The organism is Cupriavidus sp. PB-02 (assembly GCF_058252315.1).
This window is the reverse complement of record NZ_CM177694.1, coordinates 1-17,537: the sequence shown is the minus strand read 5'-3', so window position 1 is coordinate 17,537 and position 17,537 is coordinate 1. Positions and strand designations below refer to the sequence as shown.

The following is a 17,537-nucleotide window of genomic DNA, read 5'->3' as shown; positions in this document are numbered from 1 at the left end:
CTCTATCCAGCGCGAGGAGAAAGGCCACAAGACCGACGCTACGCACGAGCCGCGGTTCACCGTAGTACCCTGGTCATGGCACGCTCCGCGGCAATCGGCGTCGTGCGTTCAGGCAGTCCGGCCAGCGCCAGGTACGTATCAATTTGCGGCCAGACGGGGGGCCATGAAAGCTCGTTGATCAACGGCAGGTTCAGCGCCGCGTAAACCGGCACCCAGACGTCTTCGCCTTCCACCCGGCGCCGCACCGACAGATCGGGATTGAACTGGTACCACCCTTGTTCAAAGCGCCTGAAGAGCATGCGGTTGTATGCGTAGTCGCGCTCCGCTTCGTTTCTGGCCAGCACGCCGGAGAGATGCTGCCGCTTGTTGCGCTCGGGTCGCACCACATTGGCGGGCAGATGCTCCCAGGCCTCCAGGATGGCCCGCGTTTCAAAGGCGGCGTAAGGCCGGCGCTGGTGATGCGTGAAGCGCGACTTGAACAGCGCCCACATGGTCTGGAACAGGAAGTACTCTGACAGATGCCGGTCGATGCGCGCCAGCCGCGTTCCGTTATTGACATCGATAGCGGCCGGCGCCAGCAATTCATAAAGCGCCCCAAAAGGCCCGCTGGCGAACCGGGGCGAGCGGAACGCCTCCAGCATCGCCCAATGCAAGGCGTTGTGGCCATAGTGGTCGACGTTGTCGCGATCGGCACCGCGCTCCAGCAGCGCCTCGACCAGCGCCACATTACCGGCGGCGGCGGCCGCCATCAACGGTGTCTGGTTCATCGGCAGCCGGTGTTCTACGCCGTGGCGTTCACACTGCCGCAAGATGTCCTTGAAGTTGCCGGCAAAGTACGCAGCGAAGCTCTTGCGGGCCAAGCCGCTGCGCTCACCGGAAAACTGCCGGGCCCCGACAAAGCCGGCCTCCTGCGCGAGCCATGCCGCCAGCGCGGGCTCGTCATGACTGGCGGCGATCTCATAGAGTTGCTGCTTGGGCTTCCCTCCCGGCGCCTGTTCGCGGAACACCTTGAGCAGCAATTCCTCAAGTTTCGCCTGCCCGAACACCGGCCACGGCGGCGGCACCTCCTTCAGGATGCTGCTGCGGATGGCGTCGGCCTGCTCCTGCTTGCCTTGCAGCTCGAGCTTCCTCGCCTCTTTCTGCCAGTCTTCCAGCGAAGCCTGGCGCGTCTCGACCCTGGCCTGGCTGCCTTGCGCAAGATCGAGCAGCGCGAACAACGGATGTCCCGCATCTGACTCGATCAGGTAAAGATTTTTGGTGGCGCGCGTGAGCGCCACGTAGAGCGCATTGACAAAGAACTTGTAGACCTCCAGCGACTTGTCGTGCTTGTCCCGGGCGCGCCGGTAGGTCAGCGTGTCGGAGGCCAGGTCCTGCTTGTCCACGCCATCAGCAATCTCCGCGAACTCGGCGCGCTGGTCGGAAACAAAGCGATAGAGCACGATGTTCTCGTACTCCAGCCCCTTCGCTTCATGAATGGAAAACAGCAGTGGCGTGGAAAAGTGCTTTCTTGCCTCCGCCTTGTCCTCGTCGCGCAGCACCAGCACCGCGCACTGCGTCGACCTGCGGATGCTCTGGTCCAGTACCCGCTTGACGTTGTCCTTGTCCGGCAGCAGCGTCACCTGGCCGGCATCCCCACCAACCGCATCGACCAGGAAATTGCTCTCGCGATCGATCGAACCAAAGCGGCGATGCTTGACCTTCAGCAACGTGTTGGCCACACGTGTCGCCTCAGTACCGTTGCGGAAGTTGGCAGTCAGGACGCGCAGCGCCTGCTGTTCGGCAAGCTGTGCATCATGCCAGAACAGGCTCTTGACCTGGCTCCAGCTAAAGAAGTTCGGGTGGACGATCTGGTTGGAGTCGCCGCAGAGCAGGAACCGCCCGGGCTTGCTGAGTGTCTTGAGCACCAGCGCCAGCTGCGCCATGGTCAGGTCCTGGACCTCATCGATCACCACGAAATCATAGCGGGCAGCCGCCAGCGGCGACCACTCCAGGGCGACAAGATTGAGGTCATAGAGACGGCTGTCAGCAAGCCACGCCCGATACCGCTCGAAGAGGTCATAAATCCGGCCCCGCATGTCCGCGCCAAAGATGGACTGGCGCACGCCCAGGGCCAGGTAGGCATCGCGATCCAGCACGCCGTGCGCCGATGCCGTGATCACGCCACGGATTTCCTCGAAGGCTTGATGACCGTCGATATCGCGGAACTGCTGGCGCTGGCGCTCAAACCACTGCGCAAAGTCCCGCCAGCCGGCCTCGCGGCCCTGCGGCATGCGGATCGACTCGACGAACTCCCGGTAAGACAGGAATTCAGCCTCCTGCGCCGGATGCTCAAAGCCGTTGGCGTAGTAGAGATCGCGCGCATTGCGCGCCAGGTAGGCTGAATGCGTGACATACAGCACCGCCCCTTCCGCATGCTTGAGCTTCTCCAGCGTCAGCGCGGTCTTGCCGCTGCCCGCGGAGCCGACCAGCACAAGCGGAGCCGGCTCACGGTAGACCGCCTCCTGCACATCGTCAAAGGAGATAGGCTTGTCCAGCACGTGGATATCGGAGCGATCCGGATGCAGGTAACGCACCGGCTCCGCCGCCAGCGCCGCCTCGGCCGCGTCGATGTCTGGAATCTTGTCTTCATCGATATCCGCGCCGCGGAGGAAGCGGCTGCCGCGGTAATCGTGGTTCTCGATCACTTCCAGCATCAGCGCGCAAACCTGTCCATCGTGGCGCACGAGCGAAAACAGCAGGCGGTTGGCGTCGTCCAGGCGGGCGCGATAGAACTTGCCATGCGAGAGGCTGGCAAGCTTCTTGACCTGGGCCGCCCGGAAATCGTCGCGGCCGATCGCGTCGGCAACCTTGCGGTAAGTGCTCCTGACGCGGGAAACATCAAGGCCGATGTATTCGAGGATCTTCATTGTCGGGCCGGACCAGTCGGTTTGCGGAAAGAGAGCGGCCATTTTAATGGAAGGTCGCGCCGGCCAAAGGCGCTGCCAGGAGCGCATTTTCGCCGCTACAGCATCAGGCGCGTGCCGGGCGCTTTGCACTGCGCGCAAGAGCGTTCCGAGAAATCACGCAAGCCAGTTCGTAAGGACATACGCCGAGCGATGAAGGCCAAGGGCGCAAGGCCGCCAAGCCGCCTTGCGCGTGCACGGCAATTTTGCGATCTTGCGGATATCCCGCTCGGAATAGTAGAGCCCGCTCATCTTCGGCGCCTTGCTGGAGGAAGTGAGGGGAGCGATGTATGCACCTCGTATGTTCTGAAGTGAGCCGCTTCGCCCCAACCCTTAAAAGTTGGATACCACGCAATAGTAGGTTCGCGCTTTGTAACGCACGATCCCGTAGACCGCCTGAGTTGGATCGGCATCGCCAAACCGCTCGAGCAGCAACGCTTCTTCCGCGCGGATCCGCGCGATCAGCACTGGCACCATCGCCAGCGTCAGCAACACCCCCACGCCTGAGCGGAATCCGAGTACCCATCCCAGCGAACTGACCGCGAGCCCAAGGTAGCTTGGATGCCGGATCACGCGTAGATGCCGGTCGTCATCAGGGCTAATGCGACGTATTGCGCGCGGACATGGCGGATGGTGCCGGGCGTGTACTAGGGCATTGCCTACGACACCATACCGCCAGCGTTGACACAGTCTGCACGCATGCTTGGCAGCAACCATTGCCCGCTATAGTATTGCCTTCGCCATTTCTGGCAAATCCAGACAGAACGAATAAAATCAGGCGCGCGGCCCGGCGCCGGCGCGGCAGCCATCATCGCGCCGCCGGCATGGCCGCTCGCCACTACGGGCGGAAAGGTCTGCGTGATCGAACAAATCGTCATCGTCGGCTTCGGCTGCATCGGCCAGGCCGTGCTGCCGCTGCTGGAGCGAACCTGGCCAAAGGCAGCGATAACCGTGGTGAACAGCGTGCTAGACCCCACTCGCATGCAGTTCGTAGCCAAGCACGGCTTGCATGCCATCGGGGCCAACATCACCGCCGGCAACCATGAAACGGTACTCGGCCCGCTGCTAAGCCCCGGCGCCTTCCTGCTGAACCTGGCCCCGTCCGTCTGCAGCCCCGTCCGTCTGCAGCCGCGACCTGATCGCACTGGCGCAAGCGCACGGCGCGTTCTACGTCGACGCCGGCATCGAACCGTGGGACTACGAGGCCGACCCGCAAGCCTCGCACCTGAGCAACTACGCGCTGCGCGATGAGATACTTGCCTTTGCCCGCGGCCGCGAATCCCTGCCGACCCCATTGGTCGCGCATGGCGCCAATCCCGGGCTGGTGTCCGTGCTGGTCAAGGCCGCGCTGATAGCGCTGGCCGGCGACGTGGGATTGCAGTTGCCGGAGCCTGAAGACTGCGTCGGCTGGGCCGCACTGGCGCGCGCCCTCGACGTGCGCGTCATCCAGGTCGCCGAGTACGACAGCCAGCAAGCCCCCGGCTACCCGCGCGACGGCGAATTCGCCAACACCTGGTCCGCCGAAGGCTTCATCACCGAATGCCTGCAGGACGCCGAACTCGGCTGGGGCACACATGAGCCCACGCTGCCGCCCGACGGTTATCGCCACGACTACGGCAGCGGCGCGGGCCATCGCGCTGGACCGGCCCGGGCACCGCACGCGCGTGCGGTCGTGGTCGCCACAGCATGGGCCCTTCGACGCGTACCTGATCACGCACAATGAATCGATCTCGATCGCCGAGTACCTGACCGACACCACTACCGGCCAGCCGCCATACCGTCCCACCGTCTACTACGCCTATCGCCCCACCACCGCCACGCAGGTGTCGATGCAATGGCTGGACGACCGCGCGGCACCGCGCATGCGCGGCGAACGCATCCTGCGCGACGAGATCCAGTGCGGCGAAGACGAACTCGGCGTGCTGCTGATGAGCGGCCGGCACGGCGCGGTCTGGTACGGCTCGCGCCTGTCCGTGCAGCGCGCTCGCTCGCTGGCGCCGTACAACACCGCCACCAGCCTGCAGGTGGCATCGAGCCTGGTCGCCGGCATGCGGTGTGTTGGCCAACCCCGCGCGCGGCGTGGTGGAATCCGACGCGCTCGACTACCGCCCCGTGCTGGCCGATGCCGCGCACTGGTGGGCACCGCTCGGCGTGCATTTCACCGACTGGCTGCCGCGGCCGGGCGCCACGTCGCTCGCCTTCACCGACTTCCTGCTCGACGACGCCACCGCCCGACCCGTCGCTTGCCAACCCGCAACGTCACCGACAATGGCCTGCTGATGCAACGCATCCCCCAGACCCCGCGCCGCAACTGGCCGCGCGAACTCGAGAAGGTCGGCTTCCACTTCCATTCGCTGCACGAGTTCAACGTCCCGCGCGAAGTCGATGACAACACCTTCTTCTACTGGCGCGAAGACGCCGCCTACGCCTTCAGCAAGCACGAAATTGAAACGCTGTACGCCGCCGCGTACGACCTCAACCAGCGCTGCCTGGAAGCCGTGCAGCACGTGATCGACCACGACCTGTTCGCGCGCCTGGCCATCCCCCAGGACTTCGCGCAGCTGATCCGCACCCCTGGGACCGCGACGAGCCCACGCTGTTCGGCCGCTTCGACTTGACGCTGGTCGAGCACGGCGTGCCGAAGCTGTACGAGTTCAATGCCGACACCCCCACCTCGCTGATCGAATCCGCCGTGGCGCAGTGGTACTGGAAAGACACCGTGCAGCCGCAGGCCGACCAGTTCAACAGCCTGCACGAGGCGCTGGTGGCGCGCTGGCAATGGCTGCGCCAGCACTACCGCAACGCCAGCGTGCTGCACTTCGCGTGCATGTTCGACAGCCAGGAAGACATCTGCAACACCGAGTACCTGATGGACACCGCGCTGCAGGCCGGCTGGTCAGTCAAGCTGGTCGACCTGCAAGACATCGGCACCGACGGCCGCGGCGGCTTCTATGACGCCGACGACGTGCCGATGGAAGTCGTCTTCAAGCTCTACCCGTGGGAATGGATGGCCACCTCCGACTACCGCGACCAGCTCGCGCACAGCCCCGTGCGCTGGGTCGAGCCGCCATGGAAGGCCGTGCTGTCCAACAAGGCCATCCTGCCGATCCTGTGGGAGCCGTTCCCGGGACACCCCAACCTGCTCGAAGCCAGCTTCGACCCCAGCCGCTTCGCCGGCCAGCCGCACGCCAAAAAGCCCTTCCTGTCGCGCGAAGGCGAAAGCGTGACCCTGCTCACCCCGGAAGGCCACGTCCACAACCCCGGCGAGTATGGCGAGGAAGGCTTCTTCTACCAGGCCTACTCGCCGCCGCGGCGCTTTGACGGCCGCTACACCACGCTGGGCGTCTGGATCGTCGACGACGTACCCAGCGGCCTGTGCGTGCGCGAGGAATCCGGGCCCATCGCCAGGAACACCAGTTTCTTCGTTCCACACTACTTCACGAACGAGTAAGCACATGGCCAAAAAGAAGCCGGGCAAACAACGGCCGTCGAAGTACGACGGCCCCTACAGCCCCAAGCCCAGCCGCTCCGCCAAGGTGTCATGGCAGGCGCAGTCCTTCAACACCCAGCCTAAGAAGTCGCCCACGCTGTGGATCATCGGCGCCTGCGCCGTGGTCGCCGGGGTTGCGGCACTCGGCTCCTGCAGCGACGACGCCGACGACGATCCCGGCGTGACCGTCCGCCGCGCCAGCTACGCCACGCTGGAAGACTGCGAGCCCGACTGGAACACGCCCAACGACTGCGAGAGCGTGCCGGCCGACGACACGCGCAACTTCTACAGCTCCAGCCTGGCCGACGCCGCCAGCAGCCCGAGCGCCAATGGCAGTTCAGGCAGCGGTCATGGCAGCACCGCCTACTACGCGCGCTGGTACGGCCCGTACTACACCGCCAGCGGCACCGTCTATCACCCCGACGGCTCGCAGACCCAGCGCGACATGTCCTCCGGCCCGCTGCGGCCGATGACTGCCTACGACAGCAACGGCATGCGCACGCAGCAGCAATGGGCGCCATCCACGCCGAACGCCGCGATGGTGGAAGAAGCCGCTGTGCGCCGCAGCTCGCTCGGCCGCGGGCAATCCATGGGGCTGTCCATGCGCGCCGCCGCCGTGTCGCGCGCGCCGGTGGTGTCGCGTGGAGGCTTTGCGAGCCGCTTGGGCAGCTCCGGGCGGTCTGGTGGCGGTTGAGTGTTGCTTCGCTTTCGCCACGTCTTATTTCCTTTCCTGATCCACTGACAACGAGTCGAACCTATGGTCAATGCCATGCATCCGGCGCTTGCCTACCTGATCTATATCGTCACCAGCTTTGGTTTGCTGGGGTTGTTCCTGCTGGTCTATACGCGGGTGACGCCGCATCGGGAATTCCAGCTGATTCGCGAGGGAAATGTCGCGGCGGCGTTGTCGCTGGGTGGGGCGGCGCTGGGGTTCTCGCTGACGTTGTCGTTGAGCATTCAGCATAACGCTACGTTTGGGATGTTCTTGTTGTGGGCGTTTGGGGCGTTTGCTGTGCAGGTGGTGGCTTACCTGGTGGCGGCGCGGGCGTTGGGGGGTGTCAGTGAGGCGATCTCCAATGACAACCGGGGGGTTGGGGCGGTGATGGGGGTGATTTCGTTGTCGGTGGGGGTGGTGAATGCGGCTTGTTTGACTTGAAGCGTCGCGCAGTGGGGGCAAGCTTGGAGACTGTGTGGCCTGCTATCTACACAATATATTGAATCACGGTAGCAGTCGACATTGCATTGAATTTCTGGCTTTTGCCAAGTTTTCGGCTAGTTGGACTTGCCTATTGGCGAGGGTGACCGAGGGCGGCGAGAGGTTATTGCCGAGTAGCCTTCTTAGGGTGAAGAGTCTGGATAACCTCCGCACTGCGCAGTAAGTCAGACAGCGAAAGCTGTAAGGCTTGCGCAAGTGCGTCCAAGGTTAGCAGGCGTGCTTCAGCCGCGCCTCGTTCGATTTTGCTGAGTGAGACGACATGAACGCCGGAAAGCTCACTCAATTGCTGTTGAGTGAGCCTTGCGTGTTCGCGTGCGAGTCGGATGGCTTGGCCGACCGCGTGAAGAAGGTCCATCCCGTTTTTTAGTGATCTCGGAAGTACCTTTCTTCTACCGACTGAGCCAAACTGGGTACAGATCTCTATAACTAATTTTTTAGCGTTTACGCTAAACTATGCAAGCTCACGATTGAAAATTGGCCGAGGCGCCTCTTCCGGCAGTCGCGACGCCCTGCTGTGACGGGCAACCCCGCACGACGAGGATCTTGTTTTTGACCATGGCGGCGTCTTGTACGCGGAGGCAGCTAATTCCGCCGTCTTCATAGGTTGCTTGCTGGCAGCAACCCGGGACCAAGCCTCGGACCTCGATTGAGCCCGTTTGGCATTGCACGGCCCACGCTATCGGCATGCGCCCTGTATTGCCTCGATCCGCCGTGAAGCGAACCTTCAAGGAGGCTGCCCCCCATGAATCAACCCCTCATCACCGCAGAACAACGCGCGCAGTTGCTCGCTAACGGACGCGCATACGCAGCAGGCCACGCAGACGACCCGCTGCCCGTAGTGCGGCTGTTTACCCCTGACGCGCATGCGACCTGGCTACTGGCCGCGCTCGACGCCGCCGATGGTGACACCGCCTACGGTCTATGCGACGTGGGTATTGGCATGCCCGAACTGGGCCATGTAAAGCTGTCCGACCTGGCATCCATCGTTGGGCCGCTCAAAAGGCCGATTCTTCGCGACCTGTACTTCCGGCCAAACCGATCGCTATCGGCGTATGCGCAGCTGGCGCAGGTAGACGGTTCGATCCCCGACTGACCGAACCCGCCGGCCATTCTGCTAGCCAGACCGGCCGCCCTCTGCTGCGCCTCATTGGTTCCAGCAGGGGCGTCGATTCCGCAAAAAGCGACCAGCATGGAAAGGTGCGCACGATTTGATGTCCGCGCAGCAACTGACCGTTTCCACGCGGGCGTGGCGCATCGGACGATGCCTGATCGGCATCCCTCACGCGCAAACGATAGGGTCTTGGTCTCAAAAGGACCAGCCCTGACCGAAGTCCATTGATCACTACCTGACGAGGACCGACCGTGAATCCACAACAAGAACTACCTGTGAATCCCATGAGCGCAGTTGGGGGCGTCTTGCCCACACCGGCACGCACGCTGAGTGCTCGCGACTACAAGACCTTGGCCCTGGCTGCCCTCGGCGGCACGCTCGAGTTCTACGACTTCGTCATCTACGTCTTCTTCGCCACGGTGCTGGGCGCGCTATTCTTCCCGCCCGACATGCCAGATTGGCTGCGACAACTGCAGACGTTCGGCATTTTCGCCGCCGGCTACCTGGCACGCCCGCTGGGCGGCATCGTGATCGCCCACTTTGGCGACCGGCTTGGCCGCAAGCGCATGTTCACCCTCTCGATCTTGCTGATGGCCGCGCCCACGCTGATTATCGGCCTGCTGCCCACCTACGCCAGCATCGGCGTAGCGGCGCCGCTGCTACTGCTGGCGATGCGCGTGCTGCAGGGCGCGGCCATCGGTGGCGAGATGCCCGGTGCCTGGGTGTTTGTCGGCGAACATGTGCCGAGCCGGCATTACGGTTTCGGCATCGGCACGCTGACCTCTGGCATCACGGGCGGCATTCTGCTGGGTTCGCTCGTTGCCGTCGCCATCAACCGCCATTACTCACCGGAGCAGGTGAGCGATTTCGCCTGGCGCATCCCTTTCATCCTGGGCGGCGTCTTCGGACTGGTGTCCGTGTACCTGCGCCGGTTTCTGCACGAGACCCCCGTGTTCCGCGAGTTAGCTGACCGCAGCAATCTGGCGCGCGAACTCCCGATCCGCACCGTGCTGCGCGATCACCGCTCGGCCAGCATGTTCGTTGCCCTGCTGACCTGGGTACTCTCTACCTCTATCGTCGTGGTGGTGCTGTACACGCCCACCTACCTGCAGAAGGTCCACCACATACCCGCTGCGCTCGCGCTCGAGACCAATGCGTTCGCCACCCTCACGCTGACCATCGGCTGCGTGATTGTCGGCTGGGCATGCGACCGCATCGGCACCCGCGCCGTCATGCTGATTGGCTGCAGCGGACTGTTCGTGACCGCTTACTTCTTCTACGGCAGCCTGCCTGGCACGCCTGCCACGCTGTTCTGGCACTACGGGCTGCTAGGCCTGTTCGTCGGCACCATCGCCACCGTGCCTATTGCCGGCGTGCGTGCCTTTCCGGCACCAGTGCGGTTCACCGGTCTCTCGTTTGCCTACAACATGTCTTACGCAGTCTTTGGCGGCCTCACGCCGATGATTCTCACGCTGTGGCTGCAGCACGACACCATGGCGCCTGCTCACTATGTGGCAGTGCTGGCCGCTGTCGGATTCTTGCTTGCATTCTGGCCCCTCGCCAGGCGCGGCCATGCCATGCGCAATGGCGTGGCCAGCACGGCTGGCCACGCCGGTCGATAACGAAGGAGCAACGAAATGAACGCGACGGAAAACACGCCACCATTACGCCTGCTGACCCCCGCCGAGTTGGCTGTCTGCATCAAGGTGTTCCGCGACGCCCGGCAATGGACGCAAGAGCAGTTGGCCGTGGTCGCCGGGCTCAACGTGCGAACCGTTCAGCGCGTCGAGCAAGGCTGGCCGGTCGGCCCCGACACCTGCCGGGCACTGGCCAACGCGTTCGATTTCCTGGACATCGACGCGCTCAACAAGCCATTCGCGATTCCACCGGAAGACGAACTCAAGGCTGCGCAGGAACAGTTCAACCAGGAGCACGCCGCCTTCGCGGCGCTTCCGCTGACCACGGGTAAGCAGTTGGCCGAGTTGGCGCAGACCAGCACGATGGACATGTCGCAACTGGCCTTCGAGATGGGCCGCGAAGCGGATAAACGCTTCGCCGCGCTGATGGAATATTTCCGCGACTACCGGGATGGCCTGGGCGCCTATACCGAAGCACAGAAGCGCGAGGCGGCTGACACGATGCAAGCCAACATCGATGTGCTCAAGACCCTTGGCGTTTCGCTACGCTATGCCGAGCGCGAAGTGCTGCTGAAGGGGAACTCGGACCCGGACAGATCAATGCCAGCTAACGTTCTGTACGTGATCGGGTTTCCGCTCGGCAAGGAGCCCAAGCTATTCGCCACGCCAACTTCCGTTGAGATCCGCCTGTAGGGCGAAGTGTCAAGGCACACGCTTGCCAGCACCGCGATCAGCACGCACTGGCGAATAGCGGTAGGAATGGTGAATCAGGGAGACGGGAGACGCGCACCGCCTCCGGACAAACCGCGTGAACGAAAGAGAAGGAGCGCCGCAAGGCACCAAACGTCTGGACGACGAGGAGCCGACCATGGTGACTCGGCTATCCTCTACCGTTGAGCGTTGCGGCTTTAGCATTGCCTGCAAGTCAGGTTCAGAAAGGCCGTGCTCCAGAAGATAAATAGGAGCACCACCGCGCGCGGCACGCAGCCCATCAAAGTGGGCCGTCAGCGATGTGTGCAGCCACTCGATTTCAGTTTCGGCTCCGATACGCCCCCTATCGCTTTGATTATTTTGACGCGGCGATCGCCTCTTTTTTGGCCGCGCGACAATCAATCAAACATCAATATTCCGCGCCACCAACGCATTACTCTCAATGAAGTTCCGCCGCGGCTCCACCTCATCCCCCATCAGCGTGGTAAAGATCTGATCCGCCGCAATAGCATCCTCAATCTGCACCTTCAGCAAGCGGCGTTGGGTGACATCAAGCGTAGTCTCAAACAACTGCTCAGGATTCATCTCACCCAGCCCCTTATAGCGCTGACGAGAAACCCCACGCTCAGCCTCAGACAACAGCCACTGCATGGCACCGTGGAAATCATTCACCGTCTGATCCCGCAGCTTATCCCCTTCACCCCGCTGCACCTTAGTCCCTTCCGGCGTCAGCCCCTGGAAAGTCTTGGCGGCATTGGACAGCGCCGCGTAATCCGCCCCATGCACAAAATCCGCATCCAAATGGGACAACCGCACGTTGCCATGATGACGCCGCGCAATCATCAGCCGATGCTTGTCAGTCTTCTCATCAAACTGCGCATACACATCAGCCGTACCGTCATCATTAACAGCCGCCCCAATCAACGTCTTGGCATGCATCTCAGCCAGCTTGGCCTTCAACGCCACAGCTGAAGCTTCCGCCGCAGCAGCGCTATCCAGGTCCAGCGTCACGCCATCCGCAATAGCACGCAGCGCATCCGTATCAACAACACGCGACAGACGCCCAATCACCCCTTCAGTCAGCTGATACTGACGCGCCAGCTCAGTCAGCGCATCACCGCTGATTTCCGTGCCATCCGGACGAATCAACGATGCCTTCTCCATCGCCAACTTCAACAGATAAGCATTGAGCTCAACATCATCCTTGATGTACCGCTCTTCCTTCCCATGCTTGATCTTGTACAGCGGCGGCTGCGCGATATAGACATACCCGCGCTCGATAATGTCAGGCATCTGCCGATAGAAGAACGTCAGCAGCAGCGTACGAATGTGCGATCCATCCACGTCAGCATCGGTCATGATGATGATGCGGTGGTAGCGCAGCTTGTCCAGGTTGTAGTCATCCTTGCCGATGCCGGTACCAAGCGCGGTAATCAGCGTCAGCACTTCCTGGCTGGACAGCATCTTGTCAAAGCGCGCACGCTCAACGTTAAGAATCTTGCCCTTCAGCGGCAGAATGGCCTGGAACTTACGGTCCCGGCCCTGCTTGGCAGAGCCACCTGCAGAGTCACCCTCCACCAGGAAGAGTTCCGACAGCGCAGGATCCTTTTCCTGGCAATCGGCCAACTTGCCGGGCAACCCCATGCCGTCCATCAACCCCTTGCGGCGCGTCATTTCGCGGGCCTTGCGAGCAGCCTCCCGGGCGCGGGCGGCGTCGACGATCTTGCCGCAGATGATCTTGGCATCGCCCGGGGTTTCCAGCAGGAAGTCGTTCAGGGCCTTGCTGACGAGTTCTTCCACGGGCAGGCGCACTTCGGACGAGACCAGCTTGTCCTTGGTCTGCGAGCTGAACTTGGGCTCGGGCACCTTGACGGAGAGCACGCAGGACAGGCCTTCGCGCATGTCGTCGCCGGTGGTTTCCACCTTGGCTTTCTTGGCGACTTCGTTTTCTTCGATGTACTTGTTGATGATGCGCGTCATCGCGGCGCGCAGGCCGGTCAGGTGGGTGCCGCCGTCACGCTGCGGGATGTTGTTGGTGAAGCAGAGCACCTGCTCGTTGTAGCCGTCGTTCCACTGCATGGCCACCTCCACGCCGATACCGTCTTTTTCGGTATTGGCGTAGAAGATGTTGGGGTGCAGCACGCTCTTGGAGCGGTTGATGTATTCGACAAAGCCCTTCACGCCGCCGGAGAAGGCAAAGTCTTCTTCCTTGCCGGTGCGCTGGTCGACCAGCTTGATGTGGACGCCGTTGTTCAGGAACGAGAGCTCGCGGATGCGCTTGGAGAGGATCTCGTAGTGGAACTCGACGTTGGTGAAGATCTCTTCGTCGGCCAGGAAGTGGACTTCGGTGCCACGCTTGTCGGTGGCGCCGATGATCTTCATCGGCGAGACTTCAACGGGCTGGCCGTCGGGGCCGGTCACGGTCTCGACGATGCGGTTCTGCACGTCGCCCTTGGCGAATTCGATCAGGTGGACCTGGCCGTCGCGGCGCACGGTCAGGCGCAGCCACTTGGAGAGCGCGTTCACGCAGGACACGCCCACGCCGTGCAGGCCGCCCGATACCTTGTAGCTGTTCTGGTTGAACTTGCCGCCGGCGTGCAGCTCGGTCATGGCGATTTCCGCCGCGCTGCGCTTGGGTTCGTGCTTGTCGTCGAACTTGACCAGGGGCGGGATGCCGCGGCCGTTGTCGACGATGGAGATCGAGTTGTCGCTGTGGATGGTGACCTGGATCTCGGTGCAGTAGCCGGCCAGCGCTTCGTCGATGGAGTTGTCCAGCACCTCGAACACGAGGTGGTGCAGGCCGGTGCCGTCGGAGGTGTCGCCGATATACATGCCCGGGCGCTTGCGTACCGCCTCCAGGCCTTCCAGGATCTGGATCGAAGAGGCTCCGTAGGTGTTTTCCTGTTGCGGTTTCTGCTGTTCGGTCATGTCTTTCTACTCACGGCAAATACGAAATTCGGGCCGGGCCGGCGTAGCGGCGGGGCGCGAAGGGTCCGCATGGCGGGTTACTAAAAACGGCAAAAGGGGCGGATCGCTTGGATCCTGCCCCCGCTGCGGGATGGTCATCCCCAGGACTTCCCGGCTTGGCCCGGGTGTCATTGCGTGCCGTTTGCTGCTCCGGTTTTCGTCTGTACTGGTCCTGTCACCGGATCATCAGATGCGCATCGGCATGACGACGTACTTGAAGTTGTCGTCTTCCGGCACGGTAATCAGCGCACTCGAATTCGAGTCGCCGAGGCTGACCTGCACCTGCTCGCTCTTCAGGTTGGCGAGTACGTCGAGCAGGTAGGTCACGTTGAATCCGATATCGAGCGCATCGCCCGAGTAATCGAGTTCCAGCTCTTCCTGCGCCTCTTCCTGGTCGGCGTTGGTGGAGCTGATCTTGAGCACGTGCGTGTCGAGGATGCAGCGCACGCCCTTGAATTTGTCCGTCGTCAGGATCGCGGTGCGTTGCAGCGCCTGCTGCAGCCGCACGCGGTCGATCGCAAAGGCGTTCTTGTAGCCCTTGGGGATCACGCGCTGGAAGTCGGGGAACTTGCCTTCGACCAGCTTGGAGATCAGTTCGATATTGGCGAACGTGAACTTGACCTGGTTGGCGGCGAGCTGCACCTGCACCGGATCGTCGTTGTCTTCCAGCAGGCGCTGCAGTTCCAGGATGGTCTTGCGCGGGATGATGACTTCCTGGCGCGCGCCCACACCGGCGGCTTCGGTTTCCAGCTCCACGCCGCAGTACGCCAGGCGGTGCCCGTCGGTGGCGACTGCCATCACCTTCTTGCCTTCGACCACCAGCAGCATGCCGTTCAGGTAGTAGCGGATGTCCTGCTGCGCCATGGCGAAGTGGACCATCGCCAGCAGGTGCTTGAAGGTCTTCTGCGGCAGCGTGACGCTGGCGTTGAATTCGCTGGCTTCGGCAACGGTCGGGAATTCCTCGGCGGCCAGCGTCTGCAGTGCGAAGCGGCTCTTGCCGGATTGCACGGTCATGCGCTTGTCGTTGAGCGACAGGGCCACGTCGCCGTCAGGCATCGCACGCAGGATGTCGAGCAGCTTGCGCGCGGCCACTGTCGTGGCAACGCTGTCGTTGCCGACGCCGCATTCAGCGTGCGTGGTGATCTGGATCTCGATGTCGGTCGACAGGAAGGAAACGTTCGACCCGGACTTGCGAATCAGCAGATTGGCCAGGATCGGGAGGGTGTGGCGGCGCTCCACGATGCCGCTCACGATTTGCAGCGGACGCAGCAGGTTGTCTCGCGAGGTTTTGACCAATTGCATTGAATTTATCCTTCGTCGTTTGTAGTCGGCGACCGCAGAACGCAAACAACTCCAAATTCACTTAGGAATCAAGGAGTTAATGTGTCATTGTACCAAGGATAAGCCGCTGCGGTGAAGCGGGGCGGGACCGGCCGGCGGGCCAGCTGTGCACAAAAAGCCACGCTGGCGCATAACGCACTTGCCATCCCGTCCCGACTCACCGCAAAGCCTTATCGGTGGCCACTTTCCGGACACTTGCCCCGGCGACGCTGACGTTAGTTCCCCAGGCGCCACGGGTTGTCCGTGGCGCGCACCCTACAGTATGCCAGCCCCGAGGGGCCGACCCTTCAAAACTGCCTTTTAGCCAGGGCTGATTGCGTCAGCCCTTGAGCGTCTGCTCCAGCACGTGCAGCTCGTGGTTGAGTTGCGCATCCTTGCTGCGTTCGTCGGCGATCTTGCGCACGGCGTGCAGCACGGTGGTGTGGTCGCGGCCGCCGAACAGCTCGCCGATCTCCGGCAGGCTCTTCTGCGTCAGCTCCTTGGCCAGGTACATCGCGATCTGGCGCGGCCGTGCAATATTGGCAGGCCGCTTTTTCGAGTACATGTCGGCGACCTTGATGTTGTAGAAATCCGCGCAGGTCTTCTGGATGTTCTCCACGGAGATCTGGCGGTTCTGCACGGTCAGCAGGTCCTTCAGCGCTTCGCGCGTCACCTCGATGGTGATGTCCTTGCCGTGGAAGTTCGAGAACGCCAGGATCTTGCGCAGCGCGCCTTCCAGCTCGCGCACGTTGGAGCGCAGGTGCTTGGCGACGAAGAACGCGACCTCTTCGGGCACGTTCACGTTCTCGGCGGCGGCCTTCTTCATCAGGATGGCCACGCGCATTTCCAGCTCGGGCGGCTCGATCGCCACGGTCAGGCCGGAGTCGAAGCGCGAGATCAGGCGGTCGTCGATGCCGGTGATCTCCTTCGGGTAGGTATCGCTGGTGATGATCACCTGCGCCCGGTTGGCGATCAGGGCCTCGAAGGCGTAGAAGAACTCTTCCTGCGTGCGGTTCTTGCCGGAGAAGAACTGGATATCGTCGATCAGCAGCAGGTCGAGCGAGTGGTAGTAGCGCTTGAACTCGTCGAACGCCTTGCGCTGGTACGCCTTCACCACGTCGGACACGTACTGTTCGGCGTGGATGTAGCGGATACGCGCGCGCGGGTTCTCCATCAGCATGTGGTTGCCGATGGAATGGATCAGGTGGGTCTTGCCCAGGCCCACGCCGCCATAGAGATACAGCGGGTTGTACGACTTGCCCGGGTTGTTGGCGACCTGGATGGCCGCGGCCCTTGCCAACTGATTGGCCTTGCCGGTGACGAAGTTGTCAAAGGTCAGGATCGGGTTCAGGCGCGAGCGCTCGTGGACCGTGTCGCTGGGCTGGTGGCCGGGCATCGGCGTGGCGCCGCCCATCTGGGGCTGGTGCTGCGGGTGCTGCGGATGCTGCGGCTGGTGCTGCTGCTGGCGGTAGGAGCGGGCGCTGGCCTCGGCGGGGTCCATGTGGACCACGTCGATCTCGCCCATGTCGTTGGCGTGGTTGCCATGCTGGTTGCCGTGGCCGCCATGCTGGCCAGGGTGCACCTGGCCGCCCTGGCCCATGCCGCCCATCTGCGCACGTGCACCAGCCGGAATCGGTGCGGCAGACGGGTTGCCGTACGGCGACTGGCCCGCGCCGTAGCCGGCCGGGGCAGGGTACTCGCCATAGCCGGGCTGGCCGGGCATGGCGTAGGGGGGCTGGCCGCCCATCTGCTGGGCGCCGGGATAGCCGCCCATGCCCGAACCCGGGGCTGCGTGGCCTTCCATGCCCATGCCGGCGGCGGGCGCGTGCGCGCCCAGGCTATTGGGACCGATCCCCGGCTGCGGTGCCTGCATATAGGCAGCGGCGCGGCCGGAGGCGGCGGGGTCCAGCACGAACTGGACAGTGACCTGCGCTTCCCAATACTCGCAGGCGAGCGCGGTGATGCGCCCGGAAAACTGGCTCTTGACCCAATCGAGCTTGAAACGGTTAGGCGCGGCAATCCGCAGCGCGTGCGTTTCTTCATCGAACGCAACGGGCGCCAGCGGCTTAATCCACGTTTTGAACTGTTGCGGCGTCAGCTCGCGCTCGAGTTGCGCAGCTGCCGCCTGCCAGAAATCTTGCAT

At 62.9% G+C, this 17,537-nt stretch carries 12 protein-coding genes and 2 pseudogenes; 8 read left to right on the top strand and 6 right to left on the bottom strand.

What is annotated here, in order from left to right:
• Positions 1–56: 56 nt before the first annotated feature.
• Together AC10V3_RS00070 and AC10V3_RS00065 are read right to left on the bottom strand one after the other, a co-directional pair.
• The gene (locus AC10V3_RS00070; RefSeq protein WP_454751460.1) at positions 57–2,906 is read right to left on the bottom strand and encodes an ankyrin repeat domain-containing protein; all 2,850 of its coding nucleotides are present in this window, start codon (positions 2,904–2,906) and stop codon (positions 57–59) included.
• 369 nt (positions 2,907–3,275) lie between these two features.
• Positions 3,276–3,538 (bottom strand): annotated as a pseudogene (locus tag AC10V3_RS00065) (methyltransferase family protein); the annotation flags it as partial.
• 262 nt (positions 3,539–3,800) lie between these two features.
• On the opposite strand from AC10V3_RS00065, the gene AC10V3_RS00060 reads away from it, so the two are divergent.
• The 5 genes and pseudogenes from AC10V3_RS00060 to AC10V3_RS00040 all read left to right on the top strand — a co-directional run bounded on the left by AC10V3_RS00060 (position 3,801) and on the right by AC10V3_RS00040 (position 7,588).
• Positions 3,801–4,193 (top strand): saccharopine dehydrogenase NADP-binding domain-containing protein, encoded by a 393-nt coding sequence (locus AC10V3_RS00060; RefSeq protein ID WP_349605269.1) that lies wholly within the window; start codon positions 3,801–3,803, stop codon positions 4,191–4,193.
• Positions 4,194–4,236: 43 nt separating this feature from the next.
• Positions 4,237–4,665 carry a saccharopine dehydrogenase C-terminal domain-containing protein gene (locus AC10V3_RS00055; RefSeq protein ID WP_022533120.1) on the top strand — a complete coding sequence of 143 codons (429 nt, stop codon included), beginning with the start codon at positions 4,237–4,239 and terminating at the stop codon, positions 4,663–4,665.
• 106 nt (positions 4,666–4,771) lie between these two features.
• A pseudogene (locus AC10V3_RS00050) lies at positions 4,772–6,393 on the top strand (glutathionylspermidine synthase family protein).
• 4 nt (positions 6,394–6,397) lie between these two features.
• Positions 6,398–7,126 carry a hypothetical protein gene (locus tag AC10V3_RS00045; protein ID WP_490922893.1) on the top strand — a complete coding sequence of 243 codons (729 nt, stop codon included), beginning with the start codon at positions 6,398–6,400 and terminating at the stop codon, positions 7,124–7,126.
• Positions 7,127–7,189: 63 nt separating this feature from the next.
• The gene (locus AC10V3_RS00040) at positions 7,190–7,588 is read left to right on the top strand and encodes a DUF350 domain-containing protein (RefSeq protein ID WP_022533114.1); all 399 of its coding nucleotides are present in this window, start codon (positions 7,190–7,192) and stop codon (positions 7,586–7,588) included.
• A 163-nt stretch (positions 7,589–7,751) separates the two neighbouring features.
• Here AC10V3_RS00040 and AC10V3_RS00035 read toward each other — a convergent pair whose 3' ends face one another.
• Positions 7,752–8,003, bottom strand: a complete 252-nt coding sequence (locus AC10V3_RS00035) for a helix-turn-helix domain-containing protein (protein ID WP_349605270.1) — start codon at positions 8,001–8,003, stop codon at positions 7,752–7,754.
• 387 nt (positions 8,004–8,390) lie between these two features.
• On the opposite strand from AC10V3_RS00035, the gene AC10V3_RS00030 reads away from it, so the two are divergent.
• The 3 genes from AC10V3_RS00030 to AC10V3_RS00020 all read left to right on the top strand — a co-directional run bounded on the left by AC10V3_RS00030 (position 8,391) and on the right by AC10V3_RS00020 (position 11,089).
• Positions 8,391–8,741, top strand: coding sequence for a DUF2958 domain-containing protein (locus tag AC10V3_RS00030; RefSeq protein ID WP_349605271.1), 351 nt, complete (start codon positions 8,391–8,393; stop codon positions 8,739–8,741).
• Positions 8,742–9,043: 302 nt separating this feature from the next.
• On the top strand, positions 9,044–10,381 hold the full coding sequence (locus tag AC10V3_RS00025; RefSeq protein ID WP_349605272.1) for an MFS transporter: 1,338 nt from the start codon (positions 9,044–9,046) through the stop codon (positions 10,379–10,381).
• Between the two features lie 15 nt (positions 10,382–10,396).
• Entirely contained in the window at positions 10,397–11,089 is a 693-nt protein-coding gene (locus tag AC10V3_RS00020; protein ID WP_490922890.1) for a helix-turn-helix domain-containing protein, read from the top strand.
• 420 nt (positions 11,090–11,509) lie between these two features.
• Here the strand turns inward: AC10V3_RS00020 and gyrB are convergent, their stop codons facing one another.
• From gyrB to dnaA, 3 genes are all read right to left on the bottom strand, one after another.
• The gene (gene gyrB, locus AC10V3_RS00015; protein WP_022533110.1) at positions 11,510–14,035 is read right to left on the bottom strand and encodes a DNA topoisomerase (ATP-hydrolyzing) subunit B; all 2,526 of its coding nucleotides are present in this window, start codon (positions 14,033–14,035) and stop codon (positions 11,510–11,512) included.
• Between the two features lie 225 nt (positions 14,036–14,260).
• Positions 14,261–15,376: a DNA polymerase III subunit beta gene (dnaN, locus tag AC10V3_RS00010; protein ID WP_022533109.1), complete on the bottom strand. Its 1,116-nt coding sequence runs from the start codon at positions 15,374–15,376 to the stop codon at positions 14,261–14,263.
• A gap of 358 nt (positions 15,377–15,734) precedes the next feature.
• Entirely contained in the window at positions 15,735–17,537 is a 1,803-nt protein-coding gene (dnaA, locus tag AC10V3_RS00005; protein WP_022533108.1) for a chromosomal replication initiator protein DnaA, read from the bottom strand.